Source organism: Streptomyces siamensis, assembly GCF_039543605.1.
Taxonomy (GTDB): Bacteria; Actinomycetota; Actinomycetes; order Streptomycetales; family Streptomycetaceae; genus Streptomyces; species Streptomyces siamensis.
This window is the reverse complement of sequence record NZ_BAABKB010000005.1, coordinates 289,664-306,323: the sequence shown is the minus strand read 5'-3', so window position 1 is coordinate 306,323 and position 16,660 is coordinate 289,664. Positions and strand designations below refer to the sequence as shown.

14 protein-coding genes are annotated in these 16,660 nt (G+C 70.2%); 7 read left to right on the top strand and 7 right to left on the bottom strand.

Annotated features, from left to right (window positions below; all coding sequences use genetic code 11):
* Positions 1 to 27: 27 nt before the first annotated feature.
* The 4 genes from ABEB03_RS13135 to ABEB03_RS13120 all read right to left on the bottom strand — a co-directional run bounded on the left by ABEB03_RS13135 (position 28) and on the right by ABEB03_RS13120 (position 5,987).
* Positions 28 to 618 carry a hypothetical protein gene (locus ABEB03_RS13135; RefSeq protein WP_345646728.1) on the bottom strand — a complete coding sequence of 197 codons (591 nt, stop codon included), beginning with the start codon at positions 616 to 618 and terminating at the stop codon, positions 28 to 30.
* A gap of 187 nt (positions 619 to 805) precedes the next feature.
* Complete coding sequence (locus ABEB03_RS13130) at positions 806 to 2,341, bottom strand: calcium-binding protein (RefSeq protein ID WP_345646726.1); 1,536 nt, start codon at positions 2,339 to 2,341, stop codon at positions 806 to 808.
* A gap of 342 nt (positions 2,342 to 2,683) precedes the next feature.
* Positions 2,684 to 4,081 (bottom strand): MFS transporter, encoded by a 1,398-nt coding sequence (locus tag ABEB03_RS13125; protein ID WP_345646725.1) that lies wholly within the window; start codon positions 4,079 to 4,081, stop codon positions 2,684 to 2,686.
* Entirely contained in the window at positions 4,074 to 5,987 is a 1,914-nt protein-coding gene (locus ABEB03_RS13120) for a glycoside hydrolase family 15 protein (RefSeq protein ID WP_345646722.1), read from the bottom strand. Before ABEB03_RS13120 ends, ABEB03_RS13125 begins: the two co-directional genes overlap by 8 nt.
* A 700-nt stretch (positions 5,988 to 6,687) precedes the next feature.
* On the opposite strand from ABEB03_RS13120, the gene ABEB03_RS13115 reads away from it, so the two are divergent.
* Positions 6,688 to 7,860: a hypothetical protein gene (locus ABEB03_RS13115; RefSeq protein WP_345646719.1), complete on the top strand. Its 1,173-nt coding sequence runs from the start codon at positions 6,688 to 6,690 to the stop codon at positions 7,858 to 7,860.
* Between the two features lie 206 nt (positions 7,861 to 8,066).
* Here ABEB03_RS13115 and ABEB03_RS13110 read toward each other — a convergent pair whose 3' ends face one another.
* Both ABEB03_RS13110 and phoU read right to left on the bottom strand, forming a co-directional pair.
* Complete coding sequence (locus tag ABEB03_RS13110; protein WP_345646716.1) at positions 8,067 to 8,219, bottom strand: hypothetical protein; 153 nt, start codon at positions 8,217 to 8,219, stop codon at positions 8,067 to 8,069.
* A 309-nt stretch (positions 8,220 to 8,528) separates the two neighbouring features.
* The gene (gene phoU / locus ABEB03_RS13105) at positions 8,529 to 9,218 is read right to left on the bottom strand and encodes a phosphate signaling complex protein PhoU (RefSeq protein ID WP_345646714.1); all 690 of its coding nucleotides are present in this window, start codon (positions 9,216 to 9,218) and stop codon (positions 8,529 to 8,531) included.
* Between the two features lie 222 nt (positions 9,219 to 9,440).
* Here phoU and ABEB03_RS13100 point away from each other — a divergent pair, with 222 nt between their 5' ends.
* Positions 9,441 to 10,718, top strand: coding sequence for a sensor histidine kinase (locus tag ABEB03_RS13100; RefSeq protein WP_345646711.1), 1,278 nt, complete (start codon positions 9,441 to 9,443; stop codon positions 10,716 to 10,718).
* Positions 10,715 to 11,395: a response regulator transcription factor gene (locus ABEB03_RS13095; RefSeq protein ID WP_009340348.1), complete on the top strand. Its 681-nt coding sequence runs from the start codon at positions 10,715 to 10,717 to the stop codon at positions 11,393 to 11,395. Before ABEB03_RS13100 ends, ABEB03_RS13095 begins: the two co-directional genes overlap by 4 nt.
* A gap of 118 nt (positions 11,396 to 11,513) precedes the next feature.
* Here ABEB03_RS13095 and ABEB03_RS13090 read toward each other — a convergent pair whose 3' ends face one another.
* Positions 11,514 to 12,200 (bottom strand): DUF461 domain-containing protein, encoded by a 687-nt coding sequence (locus ABEB03_RS13090; protein ID WP_345646708.1) that lies wholly within the window; start codon positions 12,198 to 12,200, stop codon positions 11,514 to 11,516.
* A 684-nt stretch (positions 12,201 to 12,884) separates the two neighbouring features.
* On the opposite strand from ABEB03_RS13090, the gene ABEB03_RS13085 reads away from it, so the two are divergent.
* The 4 genes from ABEB03_RS13085 to cysS all read left to right on the top strand — a co-directional run bounded on the left by ABEB03_RS13085 (position 12,885) and on the right by cysS (position 16,563).
* A complete protein-coding gene (locus tag ABEB03_RS13085) occupies positions 12,885 to 13,367 on the top strand; it encodes a CarD family transcriptional regulator (protein WP_003953493.1) in 483 nt (160 codons plus the stop codon).
* A 368-nt stretch (positions 13,368 to 13,735) separates the two neighbouring features.
* Positions 13,736 to 14,512: a 2-C-methyl-D-erythritol 4-phosphate cytidylyltransferase gene (gene ispD, locus ABEB03_RS13080; protein ID WP_345646705.1), complete on the top strand. Its 777-nt coding sequence runs from the start codon at positions 13,736 to 13,738 to the stop codon at positions 14,510 to 14,512.
* Positions 14,502 to 14,996, top strand: coding sequence for a 2-C-methyl-D-erythritol 2,4-cyclodiphosphate synthase (gene ispF, locus ABEB03_RS13075; RefSeq protein WP_345646703.1), 495 nt, complete (start codon positions 14,502 to 14,504; stop codon positions 14,994 to 14,996). Before ispD ends, ispF begins: the two co-directional genes overlap by 11 nt.
* A gap of 166 nt (positions 14,997 to 15,162) precedes the next feature.
* Positions 15,163 to 16,563 (top strand): cysteine--tRNA ligase, encoded by a 1,401-nt coding sequence (cysS, locus tag ABEB03_RS13070; RefSeq protein WP_345646700.1) that lies wholly within the window; start codon positions 15,163 to 15,165, stop codon positions 16,561 to 16,563.
* Positions 16,564 to 16,660 lie beyond the last annotated feature (97 nt).

Below are 16,660 nucleotides of genomic sequence, written 5' to 3'. Positions count from 1 at the left end.
CGTGGACGAGAACCGACGGACCTTCGCTCAAGGGCTATTGACGATGTTGACGCTCGTCGTGTTCGTCGGCGACGGGCAGTTGACCACGGGATTCTGCGGGTTGCAGCCCATCTCCGTGGCCGCCCCGAGGATGGCCGAGACCATCGCGACCTTCAGCGACCCGACGCTGGTGCCGTTCCGGCGTACGTCGTACGTCGCCGCACCGCCGCTGGAACCGAGCGTGGAAGGCATCGGGAACTGCTGGAAGGCGGTCGGGGAACTGTGCGGAGGAAGGTCGATCGGCCCTGTGACGCTACCGGCGATTCCGGTGATGCTCGTGAGGTGGAGGGTGTAGTCACTGTCGTTGCGGACGAAGAAGTTGACGGTGTCCTGGGGTGCCTGGGGGCTGCCGACCGTGTGTCCGGTGCCTGAGACCTGGCCGGCCCCGACGTGACTGTCCCGGCCCGAGACACCGACGTGGTTGTTGTCCCCCGTGACGACGACGAAGGCCGGCGCGGTGATTCCGTCGGAGTCCCCTGAGCCGTCGGCCACGGCAGGGCTCGCGCCCACACCCGTACTCGTCGTGAGGAGCACGGCGAGGAACGTGGCAGCGGCGGCGATCCTTGAGGAACGGAACACGAGATTCTCCCGGAAGCAGGCCGTACGGACGTCAGGGAACTCTCGCAGCGGCAGCTGCGCCGGGCGTGCCTCCGGGAACGGGACACGCCAGAAGGCATCCCAGCGGCCTAGACGTGCAGGGCGCTGAAGAAGCCCCCTGTCCGCGGTTCTCCCGCGGGCAGGGGGCTTGATGCCGTGCCGGCTGTCGTCAGACGGTGCAGCCGGGGCCGTTGAGGGGGCGGACGCAGACGTTGGGCGAGGCGCCGCCGCTGTTGGTGTTGGTGCCGGGGCCGCCGTCGAGGGCGTCGATGCCGTTGCCGCCGAAGAGGGCGTCGTCGCCGTTGCCGCCCTTGAGGATGTCGGCGCCGTCCTGGCCCTCGACGCGGTCGTTGCCGTCGCCGCCGCTGACGGCGTCGGTGCCGTCGCCACCGCACAGGATGTCGTTGCCGCCGCGACCGTCGATGACGTCGTTGCCGCCGAGGCCGAAGACGACGTCGTTGCCGGGCGTACCGACGAGGAGGTCGGCCCGGTCGGTGCCGACGATGGTGGGCGTCGCGTTGGCGCAGGTGAGGGTGGCGGGCGGACGGACGGTGAGCGTGAACTGCCTTGAGGCCGTGGGTACGTCGGAAGCGGGGTCGGTGGCCGTCACGGTGAACGTGTACGTGCCGGCCGTCGTCGGAGTGCCGGAGATCACTCCGCTCGTCGGGTCGAGGCTCAGCCCGGGAGGCAGGGAGCCTTCGGTGACCGCGAAGGCGGGGGATCCGGTGCCGCCGCTGGTCTGCAGGGTGGTGGAGTAGGAGACGTTCTGGGTGGCGTCGGGCAGCGGGCTGGTGGTGACGAAGGCCAGATCCTGGATCGTGTAGCTGATCGTCACCTGGCCGTTGGTGCTGGGGGTTCCGATCGGCGAGGTGGTGTACGTGGTGCCGGATCCCGTGGAGGTGGCGAAACTGCTGCCTCCGCCACCGCTGCCTCCGCCGGCCGCACCGAGGGTGGTGGCCGAAGCGCCGCCACCGCCACCGCCGAAGTAGCCGCCTCCGCCGCCTCCGCCCCCACTGACGACGATGTCGGTGCCGCAGCCGGAGTAGTTGCCGCCGGCGCCTCCTGCGCCGACCGTCGCACCGGAGGATCCGCCTCCGGTGTCGCCGGGCCGGCCCGTACAGGACCCGACGACGGCTCCCGCGCCTCCCGTGCCCGCCGTGCCGGTGGTGGCTCCGCCACCACCGCCCCCGGGCGAGCCGCCGAGAGTCCCGCCCGTACCTCCGGCGGTGCCGTCGGGGGTTCCGCCATTGCCTCCCTGAGTGGGGAGATTGCGCCCGCCGCTGCCACCTCCTCCACCCGCCACCACGAGGAGGCTTCCGCCCGTCGCCACGCTCGACGCCCCGCCCCCGCCGGAGCCGGTGGACACGGGAGTGGTGGTTCCGTTTCCGCCGGCGCCTCCGCCGTTGTAGCCACCGGCGCCGCCGGCACCGGTACAGGCCGCGCCGCCGGAACCACCCACATTGACGGTGACGACCGTCGGGGTGGCGGAGGCCGGGAGAGTGGTGACCACCCGCGCCCCGGTGCCACCCGTCCCTCCATTGGGGCAGGTTCCCCTGACGGCACTGCCGCCGCCGGCGCCGTCAGCGGTGATCGTCGCCACCGCGTTCGCCGGGAGGGTGAAGCTCTCGGGGGCACCCGTGAAGGTGAAGGTCCGAGTGATGTCGACCGCACGGGGTGATGCCGTGGCGGTCGCAGCCGGAGCCATTCCGGCGCCGGACAGGACCACGCACAGGGCTGTCGCGGCGCCTGCCCCGTACCTTCGCCGACCGTTGCCGGGCCCCTCGCGCCGTCGCTCCGACGGCGTGGTCGAAGACCGCCACATGTGCCTTCCGTTCACCGATCTCTCCCAGCCTTCTGGTGTCAGACGTGTCAGCACTCGTGCGCGGTCGGCGGCGGGCGGGCGCCCCATACCTCACGGTGCACGCAGGCGCACTATATGTGACGGAAAGAGTGGTAACGGCAAATACGTTCTTTTTATGGTCTTCCTGGGCGCGTCCGGCGGCGCGGACCGGCAGCGACCGATGACGACCGGCTGGTGCGCCGGTGATCAGGAGGGGTGGGCCGGAGGCCGAGGCCGGTCGTGGGGGAGGAGGGCGGCTGCCGCCAGGCCGGCGAGGCCGATCGCCGCGAGGACGAGCATCGCCGCGGCGTAGGCGCCCCTGGTGAGGCCGGAGACCAGGATGGTGCCGGCGATCGCCGTGCCGAAGGAGGAGCCCAGGTTCGAGACGCTTCGGGACAGACCGGAGATCTCGCCCTGCTGTTCCTCGGGGAAGCTCGACTGGACGACGTTCACCGACGGGGTGAGCATCACGCCCAGACCGAGGCCGAGGAGCAGGAGACCGGGGGCGAAGGCCCAGGCCGAGGACAGGCTGCCGGCCAGGACGATCAGGACGGCCACGCCCACCACGGAGACGGCGAAGCCGGTCATGATCAGCGTCCGCTGCGGGCGCCGCCGGGCGAGACGTTCGGCCGCCAGCGACGAGACCAGCAGCCCGAGCGTCGCCGACGTGAAGATGACACCGGTCCCGATGGCGTCGTAGCCGCGTACCACCTGGAGGTAGGCGGCCACCGTGAACGACGAGCCCATGAGCAGCAGCCACTGGACGTTCTGCGTCACGAGCCCCAGGTTCGAGGTGCGGTTGTGGAACAGGGCGAGCGAGAGCAGCGGTTCCTTGCCGGACGCCTCCCTGGCGCGCACCCAGTGGAAGAACCACCAGAGCATGAAGACGCCGAGGCACAGCAGACCGAGCATCAGCCACACATCGTTGTCCGCGGCCAGGATGCCCATGACGATCAGGACCAGACCGACCGCGGACAGGACTGCGCCGACGGTGTCGAAGGGACGGTCCGGCTCGGGCGGCAGCGGATCCTCGATGCCCCGGCTCAGCACGACGATCACCACGATCACCAGGGCCTGGAACACGAAGGCCGCCCGCCAGCTGATACCCGTCGTGATGAGTCCGCCGATCAGCGGACCGGCGGCGGCCCCGATGCCGCCCAGAGCCATGATCACCCCGAACGCGCGGGCGCGGGAGGTCATGTCGTGGAAGAGGAGCGTCGTGAGGATGTAGACGGGCGGGATGAGCAGCGCCGTGCCGACGCCCTCCAGGATCGAGTTGCCGAGGATGAGCACGCCCAGGCCCGGAGCGACGGCGCTGAGCAGCGCGCCGACGCCGTACACGACGAGGCCCGTCAGAAGGCACCGCTTGCGGCCGTAGCGGTCGGTCAGTTTGCCGCCGGGGATCATCAGGGCGGCCATGACCAGCAGGAAGATCGTGATCGCCACCTGCACGCCCTGCACGGTGGTGTCCAGGTCGCGGCTGATGTCGTTGATCATCACGTTCATGTTGGAGCCGGCGAAGCTGCAGGTGAACTGGGCGAGGGCGAGGGCCGCCAACTCCCGCCGGTGTCCGCTCCGTCGCCCCGCCGCGACCGTCTCAGCCACCGGTGCCGCCTGCGCCGGTCCTGCCCTCGGGGGGCACCGTGTAGCGGTAGCGGAGCGGCGCCGGGCGGCCTGCGCCGTGATCCGCCTCCGCCTCGGCGAGTTGCTCGTCCAGAGCCGTGGCGGCGGTGATCAGGGCGAGATGGGTGAACGCCTGCGGGAAGTTGCCGAGTTGTTCGCCCGAGGGGCCGATCTCCTCGGCGAACAGGCCGACGGGGTTCGCGTACGTGAGCATCTTGTCGAAGGCGTACCGGGCCTGGGTGAGCCGCCCGGCACGGGCCAGGGCCTCCACGTACAGGAAGCTGCACAGGTTGAACGTCCCCTCGGAGCCGCGCAGTCCGTCCGGCGAGGCCGCGGGGTCGTACCGGTAGACCAGGCTGTCGCTCACCAGGTCCTCGTCCATCGCGTCGAGCGTGCTGAGCCAGTCCGGGTCCCGCGGCGACAGGAAGCCGACCCGGGGCATCAGGAGCAGCGAGGCGTCCAGGACGTCGGTGCCGAAGTGCTGGACGAAGGCCTGTCGTTTGTCGTGCCAGCCCTTCTCGATGATCTGGCGGAAGACCGCGTCGCGGGCCTCGGTCCAGCGGGCGACGTCGGCGGGGCGGGAGAAGTGGGTGGCCGCGTGGACACCGCGCTGGAACGCCACCCACGTCATCAGCCGGCTGTACGTGAAGTCCTGTCGGCCCCCGCGGGTCTCCCAGATGCCCTCGTCGGGCTGGTCCCAGTGGTCGGTGAGCCAGTCCAGCACGTCTCGCAGCGAATTCCAGCCGCGGATCGCCCCCATGTCGCCGGCCACGACGAGCGCGTCGGAGGCCTCGCCGTAGATGTCGAGCTGGAGTTGACCGGCCGCGCCGTTGCCCGCGCGCACCGGCCTCGAACCCATGTAGCCCTCAAGGTGGTCGAGGGTCTCCTCGGCCAGGTGGGGGTCGCCGTCGACGCGGTACATGATCTGCAGCGGGTCGCCGGAGGCGTTGCCGCCGGCCTCGATGCGATGGCGCAGCCAGCGGCGGAACGCGTGCGCCTCCGTGTCGAAGCCGAGATCGATCAGGGCCCTCACCGACAGGGAGGCGTCACGGATCCAGGTGTAGCGGTAGTCCCAGTTGCGTTCGCCGCCGACCTGTTCGGGCAGCCCCATGGTGGCCGCGGCGACGGGCGCCCCCGTGGGCGCGTACGTGAGCAGCTTGAGGGTGATCGCGGAGCGGTTCACCATGTCCTGCCAGCGTCCGCGGTACGTGCACGAGCGCAGCCACGACTGCCAGAACGTCCGGCACGACTCCAGCGCCTCGGCGATGCCGTCCAGCGTGGGCGGCGCCGGAGCGGGACCGCCGCTCGCGGTGCTGGTCAGCACGATGGCGGCCGCCTGGCCGACGTCGAGGGTGAAGTGGGCGGTGAGGTCGTCGCCGTCGGGCCGGAGGGGGACACCGGCGGTGGACTGCACATGAAGATCCGTCCCGGGGCCGTGGAGGACGGCGGAGTGGTCGTCGCCGAGGGACAGCGTGTGCGGGGCCCGCGCGTAGTCGAAGCGCGGACGGCAGTCGAGGGTGAAGGACAGACTGCCCCGCACGACGCGGGCGATCCGGACCAGCCGGTGACGGTCCGTCGGCGTGGGGGAATCGATCGGCTCCATGAAGTCCGCGACCTCGCCGACGCCACCGGGCCCCATGAACCGGGTGACGAGGACGGCCGTGTCGGACAGGTACAACTGGCGGACCGTCATGCCGTTCCGGTCCGCCTCATCGGCGGCGAGACGGCAGTGGCCGCCGCACTCGCTGTCCAGGAGCGAGGCGAAGACACTGGGCGAGTCGAAGCGGGGGGTGCACCACCAGTCGACCGTCCCGCCGGACGACACCAGGGCCGCCGTCTGGAGATCGCCGACCATTCCGTGCTCCGCGATGGGCGGGTACTGGTTCACGGGCCCTCCTCCGACGCGCCGATGCGGCCACGGCGAGCGCGCGTGGCCGTCCGGCACGCGTCCAGCGTTCCCCAGGGGCGTCGCCAGGACATCACCCTCCGAGGGTGAGACCGGGCGGAGCGACGGCCCTCCGGCCGGCGTACGGCCGTGACCCGGCCGGGAATTCCGGTCGCGTGACGACGGCGGCACGGCGACGGCGGCACGGCGATGGCGACGTGGCGATGACGACGTGGCGATGGCGGGGCGGTGATGGCGGGGCGGTGATGAGGGCGTGGCTGCGGTCGCGTCCGTGAAATCCCGGGCCCATTCCGAATTTCTTCGATATCGAAGTGGATTGACATCGGGGTGGATTGATTTTTCCCGGTCGGTCTCTGCGCGGCGCGTCCGCGATCCGGATCAGCCCGGTGTCCTCCGCGGCGCGCTTCGGCGCCGAGCGCGTTCGGCGTGCCGGGGACGGCATGTCATCGACGCCGTCGTCGCAGCTCAAGTGCCACTTTTGTGGAGTGGGGGTGATCCGTGGAAGTACCCCTTATGCGGCTTTTACCCGTTGTCCTGGCGCTCGTCAAGTCCCGAACCCTCGGAACGTGATCCTGCTGCGCGATTCGGGCCTACTGGTGGTGCGGCCCTCACCGGAAACACCGGAAAGAAAACGAGGGACCGAGTCGCACAAAGCGAATTCACCGCCAGGAGGAAACAAATCATGGCCCCTATCATCCGAAAGCACGGCGCCGTCCGTCCTAAGCGCCGGCTGAGCATCGCCACGATCGTGGCGTCGTCCGTCGTGGTCGCCGGTGGCGTGGTTCTGCCGGCCGCGGCCGCATCGGCGGCTCCGATGTCCGACGCCTCGATGGTGACCAATGCCGCCGCACACCACGGCAAGGGCAAGGGGAAGCACTACTGCTGGAGCAAGGGCAAGGGTCACTGGGACAAGAAGCACAGGAAGCACTACTGCTGGGGCGACCACTACAAGTACTACTGGGACGACCACCACAAGTGCTACTACACGTGGCAGGGCACCCACGTGTACTACTTCTGGGACACCCACAACAACCACTACTACTGGAAGCACCACAAGGACCACTGGAACACCAAGGACAAGGACCACTGGAAGGACGAGGGCCAGGTCGGCAAGCCGGGTGAGCCGGGCAAGCCTGGTGAGCCGGGCAAGCCTGGGGAACCGGGTAAGCCGGGAGAGCCCGGTAAGCCGGGAGAGCCGGGCAAGCCTGGGGAACCGGGTAAGCCTGGGGAACCGGGTAAGCCTGGGGAACCGGGTAAGCCGGGAGAGCCGGGCACGGATCCGAAGACGGATCCGAAGACGGATCCGAAGACGGATCCGAAGACGGACCCGAAGACCGATCCTGGTCAGACGGACCCGAAGACTGACCCTGGTCAGACGGATCCGGAGACCGATCCTGGTCAGACGGACCCGAAGACCGATCCTGGTCAGACGGATCCGGAGACCGATCCTGGTCAGACTGATCCCGGTCAGACCGACCCGGGCCAGACCGACCCGGGCCAGACCGATCCGGGCCAGACGGACCCCGGCCAGACCGACCCCGGTCAGGCGGACCCGGGCCAGACCGATCCGGGCCAGACCGATCCGGGCCAGACCGATCCGGGCCAGACGGACCCCGGCCAGACCGATCCGGGTACCGACGGTAGCCAGACCGACCCCGGTACCGACGGCAGCCAGACCGACCCCGGTACCGACGGCAGCCAGACCGACCCGGGGACCGAGGCCGGCCCGTCCGATGAGGGCTCGTCCGACCAGGGCTCGATGGACCAGGGCTCATCGGACCAGGGTTCGTCGGACGCCGGTTCGTCGGACGGTGGATCGATGGACGGCGGATCGATGGACTCCGGTGGTGAGTGACGGTCGCACCCGCTGACCGCCCCTCACCGACGGACCGGACGGGCTCCTGACGCCCGGCCCGCGGAACCCACCTCGACGGGGTGGAGGTCTCGAAGGCCTTCACCCCGTCGTCGTGTCGTCGGCCCGGGGTCGAAAGGCCCGAGCCGACGGGCGCGACGACGAAGGGCCCCGCTCGCACGAGCGGGGCCCTTCGTCGTCCTACTCGGTCAGCCGCACTGGCACGGATTGCCCGACTGGCAGCCGCACCCGCAGCCGGAGCCGCATCCGCAGGCTCCGAACAGTGGGAGGCTCTTGATCTCGGCGGGCTGCTCGGTGTCGCGGTCCTGCGTGGGGTCGGGCGTGCTGGGCGATTCGGCCATAGGTCCCTCCTTCAGGCGCGAAGGCGTGCGAGGCACACTGCACCGCACAGCTCCTGTCGCCCATTTCATGCCCAGTACGGCGGGCGCATCAACGGCGCATTGAGGTGCGCACGCGCCCCACGGCGGGACGAAGACCGCCGGACGAACCCCGATCGTGCCCCCGCGGAACCCCGATCGTGCTCCCGCACGGACCTCGACGGAGCCCCCGCGCAGACCTCGACCGAGCCCCCGCGCAGACCTCGACCGAGCCCCGGAGGGACCGCGACCGAGCAGCCAGCAGGCCCCGGTCGGGCCCCGGCGAGGTCCCGATCAGGCTCCCTCGACGCCCGTCACCGGCTGGATGTCCTGCTGGAGGTCGTCCGCGTGCTCGCCCGTGACCAGGTACACCACCCGCTTGGCGACCGAGACCGCGTGGTCGGCGAAGCGCTCGTAGTAGCGGCCCAGCAGCGTGACGTCGACGGCCGTCTCGATGCCGTGCTTCCAGCGGTCGTCCAGCAGGTGCTGGAAGAGCGTGCGGTGCAGCAGGTCCATCTCGTCGTCGTCCTGCTCCAGCTGGAGCGCCAGGTCGACGTCCTTGGTGATGACGACCTCGGCGGCCTTGGCCATCAGTCGCTGGGCGAGCTGGCCCATCTCCAGGACGGTGGCGTGCAGGTCGCTGGGGACCGCGCGCTCCGGGAAGCGCAGCCGGGCCAGCTTCGCGACGTGCTGGGCCAGGTCGCCGGAGCGCTCCAGGTCCGCCGACATGCGCAGGGAGGTGACGACGATGCGCAGGTCCGTCGCCACCGGCTGCTGCCGGGCCAGCAGGGCTATCGCCCGGGCTTCCAGGTCGTGCTGCAGATCGTCGACCTTCTGGTCGGCCGCGATCACGCTCTCGGCGAGCTTCAGGTCGGTGTCGAGGATGGCCGTCGTGGCGCGCCCGATCGCCGACCCGACGAGCCGGGCCATCTCGACCAGGCCCTCGCCGATCGAGTCCAGTTCCTCGTGGTACGCGTCCCGCATCTGGTTGTCCCTCTCTCACGTCTGCCGGGGGGTCCGGGGGCAGGGCCCTGACCTCGGACAGGCCCCATGAACCCCACGCTCCCACGTTCCGGCCCGTACGCGTCCGTTTCCGTCACCTCAAGTGAACCGACCCTAGCTCCTAGGTGAACTCTGGGCGACGAGTGTTCGAGGTCGCACCTTGATGGCTGTGGCCAGGCATGACGGCATGCCTAACCTGGACGCATGGACGTGAACGCGGCGGTCGCCGCAGCGGCAGCGATCGCCGGAGTGCTCACCGGTGTCATCGCCATGCTGGCGTTCCGCTGGAGCGAGCGCGACCAGAAACGCCCTACCCGTACTTCCCTGCACACGGACCCGGTGCTTCCGCCCGGTGTCGACACCGTGCTCTCCGTGCTCCGGTCCTCCGCCGTCGTGCTCGACGAGGCGGACGCCGTGGTCAAGGCCAGCTCGGCGGCGTACGCCCTCGGGCTCGTGCGCGGCGGCAAGCTGTCCGTGGAGCCGATGCTCCAGATGGCACGTGACACCCGCCGCGACGGGGAGATACGCCAGGTCGAGCTGGACCTCCCGCGACGTGGGACGGGCCGGGGCGAGGCCCTCGCCGTCTCCGCCCGCGTGGCGCCGCTCGGCTCGCGGCTCGTGCTCCTGCTCGTGGAGGACCTGACGGAGGCCCGGCGCATCGAGGCCGTACGGCGCGACTTCGTCGCGAACGTCAGCCATGAGCTCAAGACCCCGGTGGGCGCCCTCTCCCTGCTCTCCGAGGCGGTCATGGACGCCTCGGACGATCCGGAGGCGGTGGAGCGCTTCGCCGGGCGCATGCAGATAGAGGCCACCCGGCTGACCAACCTGGTCCAGGAGCTCATCGACCTGTCACGGGTGCAGAACGACGACCCCCTGGAGGACGCCGAGCCGGTGCGGGTCGACGAGCTCGTCGCCGAGGCGATCGACCGGTGCCGTCACCAGGCCGGCACCAAGCAGATCACCATGGCCGCGGGCGGCACCGCCGACCTGAGCATCTGGGGGAACCGCGGCCAGCTGGCCGCGGCCCTCGGCAACCTCGTCGAGAACGCCGTCAACTACTCCCCGGCCCGTACCCGTGTGGGCATAGCCGCACGCAGGGTGACCGCGCCGGGCGGGGACCTCATCGAGATCGCCGTGACCGACCAGGGCATCGGCATCTCCGACAAGGACAAGGAGCGCATCTTCGAGCGCTTCTACCGCGTGGACCCGGCCCGTTCCCGCCAGACCGGCGGTACGGGCCTCGGCCTCGCGATCGTCAAGCACGTGGCCGCCTCGCACGCCGGAGAGGTCACGGTCTGGAGCTCCGAGGGTCAGGGCTCCACGTTCACCCTGCGGCTGCCGGAGGCGGGCGCGGCCCGCGACCGTGCGCACGAACACCACATGCCCGGACTCGACGAAGAGGACGAGACCGAGCAGCCCGACGGGACGACCACCGTCTCATCCCCGTACGAACCGCTTCCTGCCCCGGAGGTCCTTCCGTGACCCGTGTGCTCGTCGTCGAGGACGAGGAGTCCTTCTCCGACGCCCTGTCGTACATGCTTCGCAAGGAGGGCTTCGAGGTCGCCATCGCGACCACCGGGCCCGACGGACTCGACGAGTTCGAGCGCAACGGCGCCGACCTCGTCCTCCTCGACCTGATGCTGCCGGGGCTGCCCGGCACGGAGGTGTGCCGTCAGCTGCGCGGCCGCTCCAACGTCCCGGTGATCATGGTCACCGCCAAGGACAGTGAGATCGACAAGGTCGTGGGGCTCGAAATAGGAGCCGACGACTACGTCACCAAGCCGTTCTCCTCCCGTGAGCTGGTCGCCCGCATCCGCGCCGTCCTGCGGCGCCGCGGGGAGCCCGAGGAGGTCACCCCGGCCGCGCTGGAGGCCGGACCGGTCCGCATGGACGTCGACCGTCACGTGGTCACCGTCTCCGGCTCCAAGGTCGACCTCCCGCTGAAGGAGTTCGACCTGCTGGAGATGCTGCTGCGCAACGCCGGCCGGGTGCTGACCCGTATGCAGCTCATCGACCGGGTCTGGGGCGCCGACTACGTGGGCGACACCAAGACGCTCGACGTCCACGTGAAGCGGCTGCGCGCGAAGATCGAGCCCGACCCCGGTGCGCCGCGGTACCTGGTGACGGTGCGCGGCCTCGGCTACAAGTTCGAGCCGTAGACCGGCCTCACGTCCGGGCGCGTGTGAGGCGCGGTGCCGTCGAGGCGGCCCGGTCGCGCGAGTACGACGAAGGGCGGGACCCCTCTTCCGGGGTCCCGCCCTTCGTCGTAGGGACAGGTCAGTGACCGGCCGAGGCGGTCGCCGTGCCCGTGGCGGTCGCCGTGGCCGTCGCACTCGACGAGGCGGCGTCCGTGGGCTTGCCCGAGGCGGACCCGGACGGCGAGCCGCTCGCGGTGCCGGACGGCTTGGTGGTCGCCGTGGCCGTCCTGGAGGCACCCGGGGCCGCCGGGATGTCGCTCGGGCCCCACTTGGAGAAGTAGCTCTCGGCCGGGACGACGAAGGCGCGCAGGCTCACGTCCCCGGTGCTGCTGAAGCCGAAGGTGACCTTCTGGGCGTTGCCGTCCTGGACGGCCTCGCTGCTGTTGTCCAGGACCGCGGAGGCGTTGCCCTTGCCGCCGATGACGACCGAGCCGCCGGCGGGGATGGTCAGCTTGCCGGAGCCCTTGGCGGGCGAGATCGTGGCCGCCTTGTTCGTCTCGGCGATGGTGATCGAGTCCAGCGTCTGCGGGGTGCGGCCGTTGTTGAAGATGGTCGCGGAGATCACGGCGGGGCCCGTCGACTGGAGGTCGGGCTGCGTGATCACGGTGGCGTTCTGGATCTTGATGGTGCCGACGGAGGTGGCCGCGTTGTCCGGCTTGACCTCCAGCGTCTGTGCGTTGTTGCCGGCACCGCACGCGGCGAGCGAGGCGATCGAGAACGCGATGGCGGCGGCGGCGAGAGCGCCGCGTCGAAGGCTGCTGCTCACGGCGGCGGCAACTCCTTGAACGTGGGCGAAGCAGGGCGACTTCGTTGTAAAGCCGCCCTAAGGGTCTGTCAGCGGCCTTAGGTTACCGAGCCGTTCCCACGCCACCGCACCCGACCCGCCTCTAAGCGTCGACGGGCTCCGCCGCACGGGGTGCACGGTGCGTCCGTCGCACCTTCACCGACGCGGCGGGACTCTTTTGGTGACATGCTGGTCCGCCATTCACATAAGTTCCCCCGTCATCGGCGTGCGGATTTTCCCGTAAGGCGTCGTAAGGGGATGAAGGAATGCTCGGCGCTCCCTAAAATCGATCACGGACTGAACACTGGTTGATCGCGGCCGGATGGCCGGCAGATCGGCGGGCGATCACCGGCCTTCTTGATCAATTCCGGATTCGACTCGTACTCGGCTCCGCTCACCGAACGGAGTAGCGGAAGTCGCACCCTTGGAGCGGGACAAAACGGGATGTTCGGACGCTGGTCAGGGGCTCTCGGTGTGTGTAACGTGCGCGTTTCGCTCCCCCTGGACAGCGGCTCCGACCTGCGAATACCCTCTTCCGCTCGCCCCTCGCAGCACGTTCCTGTTGTGGTTGTCAAGCCCCGAGATATGCCCTGACCTGCGAAAACGCCATTCAGAAGACGCCGTATCCGTGTTACCCTGGATAGCCACGGAAGGGGTACCTGTCACATGACGTTCAAGGTTGGCGACACCGTGGTCTATCCCCATCACGGGGCCGCGCTGATCGAGGCCATCGAAACTCGCCAGATCAAAGGCGTGGACAAGACCTACTTGGTGCTGAAGGTCGCCCAGGGCGACCTGACGGTGCGTGTGCCAGCGGACAATGCGGAGTTCGTCGGCGTGCGTGATGTGGTCGGTCAGGACGGGCTGGACCGGGTCTTCGAGGTGCTGCGCGCGCCGTACGCCGAGGAGCCCACGAACTGGTCGCGTCGCTACAAGGCAAATCTGGAGAAGCTCGCCTCCGGCGATGTCATCAAGGTCGCGGAAGTCGTGCGTGACCTGTGGCGTCGCGAGCGCGAGCGCGGACTCTCCGCCGGTGAGAAGCGCATGCTCGCCAAGGCCCGCCAGATCCTGGTGAGCGAGCTCGCTCTCGCGGAGAACACGAACGAGGACAAGGCGGAGGCCCTGCTCGACGAGGTTCTCGCGTCCTGACGTAGGCCGCGGTTGCCGAGACGGTCGCCTTTCGACGGCGGTCCTTGCGACTACGCACACGCCCGCGCAGCTGCGCAACGAAATGCCGCGGTGCCCGATGACGCATTTGCTGTCGCCGGGCGCTGCGGCATGTTCGTACCCGCGGAAATCTTTCACCCGCGCCCACTCGGTGTTCACCCGGGAATCCGGTCCCGGGTGACCGAAGTGCCCGATACTGGCGTGCCGGGCCCGTGCAGTCGCTCGACCGGATGTCACGGAAGGGTTCCGGTCGAGGCGTCGCGCCCGGCACTCCCCCGAGCTCGGTGAGCCGGGGGTTACCCCCAGGGCCATACCCATCAAGGCCGAGCACACAAACCTGACAGGAACCGATGTCTGACGATTCGCGCCCTTCGCCGTCGGGCGCACGTACCGCGGTCGTGATTCCGGCCGCCGGCCGGGGCGTGCGCCTCGGTCCGGGCGCCCCCAAGGCGCTCCGCGCGCTGAACGGCACCCCCATGCTCATCCACGCGGTACGCGCGATGGCCGCGTCCCGCGCCGTGTCCCTGGTCGTCGTGGTGGCCCCGCCCGACGGCGCGGCCGAGGTGAAGGCGCTGCTCGACACGCACGCCCTGCCCGGGGACAACCCCAGCGGCAGCTGGGGGAAGACCGACTTCCTCGTCGTCCCCGGCGGCGACAGCCGCCAGGAGTCCGTGAAGTACGGGCTCGACGCGCTGCCGCCCGGCATCGACATCGTCCTGGTGCACGACGCGGCCCGTCCCCTCGTGCCCGTCGACACCGTGGACGCCGTCATCGAGGCGGTACGCGACGGCGCTCCCGCCGTCGTACCGGCCCTGCCGCTCGCCGACACCGTCAAGGAGGTCGAGCCCACGGCCGTCCCCGGGTCGCCCGAGCCGGTCGTGGCCACGCCCGTGCGGGCGCGGCTGCGCGCCGTGCAGACGCCGCAGGGCTTCGACCGCGACACGCTCGTACGGGCCCACGAGACCGTGACGGACGACGTGACCGACGACGCCAGCATGGTCGAGCAGCTGGGACTGCAGGTCGTGGTCGTGCCCGGACACGAAGAGGCGTTCAAGGTGACGCGCCCCCTCGACCTCGTCCTCGCCGAGGCGGTTCTCGCGCGACGGAGGCTCAACGATGGGTTCTGAGGCACCCGTGATCCCGCTCGTCGGGATCGGCACCGACATCCACGCCTTCGAGGAAGGCCGAGAGCTGTGGTGCGCCGGCCTGAAGTGGGAAGGGGAGGGCCCCGGCCTCGCCGGCCACTCCGACGCCGACGTCGTCGCGCACGCCGCGTGCAACGCGCTGTTCTCGGCGGCCGGGCTCGGTGACCTCGGCGCCCACTTCGGGACCGGGCGGCCCGAGTGGTCCGGCGCCTCGGGCGTCACGCTGCTGACCGAGGCGGCCCGGATCGTCCGCGAGGCGGGCTTCACCGTCGGCAACGTCGCCGTGCAGGTCGTCGGCCCCCGGCCGAAGATCGGCAAGCGCCGCGAGGAGGCGCAGAAGCTGCTGTCGGAAGCGGTCGGGGCGCCCGTGTCGGTCTCCGGTGCCACGACGGACGGTCTCGGCTTCCCCGGACGGGACGAGGGGCTGATGGCGGTCGCCACGGCACTGGTGGTGCGCACCGGCTGAGGCCGGGGCGGGTACCCCGGAGCAGGGCCGACCTGCCGGGGTGTCACCCTTCGGACCCCCGGGGCGGGCCCGACTTGCCCGGGTGTCACCCCTGCATGTCACGAATACGTGCCCCTTGAGCCGGAAGGGTCGCGGGGCACTACCCGGGGGCCACTACCCTGGAGTGGTGACTATTCGCCTGTACGACACCAGCGCCCGGCAGATCCGTGACTTCACCCCGCTCGTGCCGGGTTGCGTCTCGATCTACCTGTGTGGTGCCACCGTGCAGGCGGCGCCGCACATCGGGCACATCCGCTCGGGTCTCAACTTCGACATCATGCGCCGCTGGTTCGAGTACCGCGGCTACGACGTGACGTTCATCAGGAACGTCACGGACATCGACGACAAGATCATCACCAAGTCGGCCGAGCAGGGCCGCCCGTGGTGGTCCATCGGCTACGAGAACGAGCGCGCCTTCAACGACGGCTACGACGCCCTCGGCTGCCTCCCGCCCACCTACGAACCGCGTGCCACCGGCCACATCACCGAGATGGTCGAGATGATGCGCGGGCTCATCGAACGCGGCCACGCCTACGAGGCCGACGGCAACGTCTACTTCGACGTGCGCTCGTTCGAGGGGTATCTGTCGCTGTCCAACCAGGAGCTGGACAACCTGCTCCAGCCGTCCGGCGAGGGCGAGACCGGCAAGCGCGACCCGCGCGACTTCGCCATGTGGAAGGCGGTGAAGCCGGGGGAGCCGAGCTGGGAGACGCCGTGGGGCCGCGGACGCCCCGGCTGGCATCTGGAGTGCTCCGCCATGGCCCACAAGTACCTGGGCTCCGCGTTCGACATCCACGGCGGCGGGATCGACCTGATCTTCCCCCACCACGAGAACGAGATCGCGCAGGCCAAGGCCTTCGGCGACGAGTTCGCCGAGTACTGGGTGCACAACGCCTGGGTCACCATGAGCGGCGAGAAGATGTCGAAGTCGCTCGGCAACTCGGTGCTCGTGAGCGAGATGACCAAGCGGTGGCGGCCCATCGTGCTGCGGTACTACCTGGGCACCCCGCACTACCGCTCGATGATCGAGTACAGCGAAGAGGCCCTGCGCGAGGCCGAGTCGGCGTTCGCGCGCATCGAGGGCTTCGTGCAGCGCGTGGTGGAGAAGGCGGGCGGGGCGGTGGCCCCGGCCGACGAGGTGCCGCCCGCCTTCGCGGAGGCGATGGACGACGACCTGGGCGTCCCGCAGGCGCTCGCCGTGGTGCACACCACGGTGCGCCAGGGGAACTCCGCCCTGGCCGCCGACGACAAGGAGGCCGCCGTCGCCCGCCTCGCCGAGGTCAGGGCCATGCTCGGCGTCCTCGGACTCGACCCGCTGGACGCGCAGTGGGTCGGCGAGGGCGACCGGGGCGAGGACCTGCACGGCGTCGTCGACACCCTCGTACGCCTCGTGCTCCAGCAGCGTGAGGCGGCTCGCGGCCGCAAGGACTGGACGACCGCCGACGCGATCCGTGACCAGCTCAACCAGTCGGGTCTCGTCATCGAGGACAGCCCCCAGGGGCCGCGCTGGACGCTCGGACCGCGCTAGCGGCCCGCTCCGTCGACCTTGATCGATTGTGCCGTCCGGGCCTCCGGGCGGCACACTTCATATACGTACATACGCACGCTTCACACAGACAGGTAGG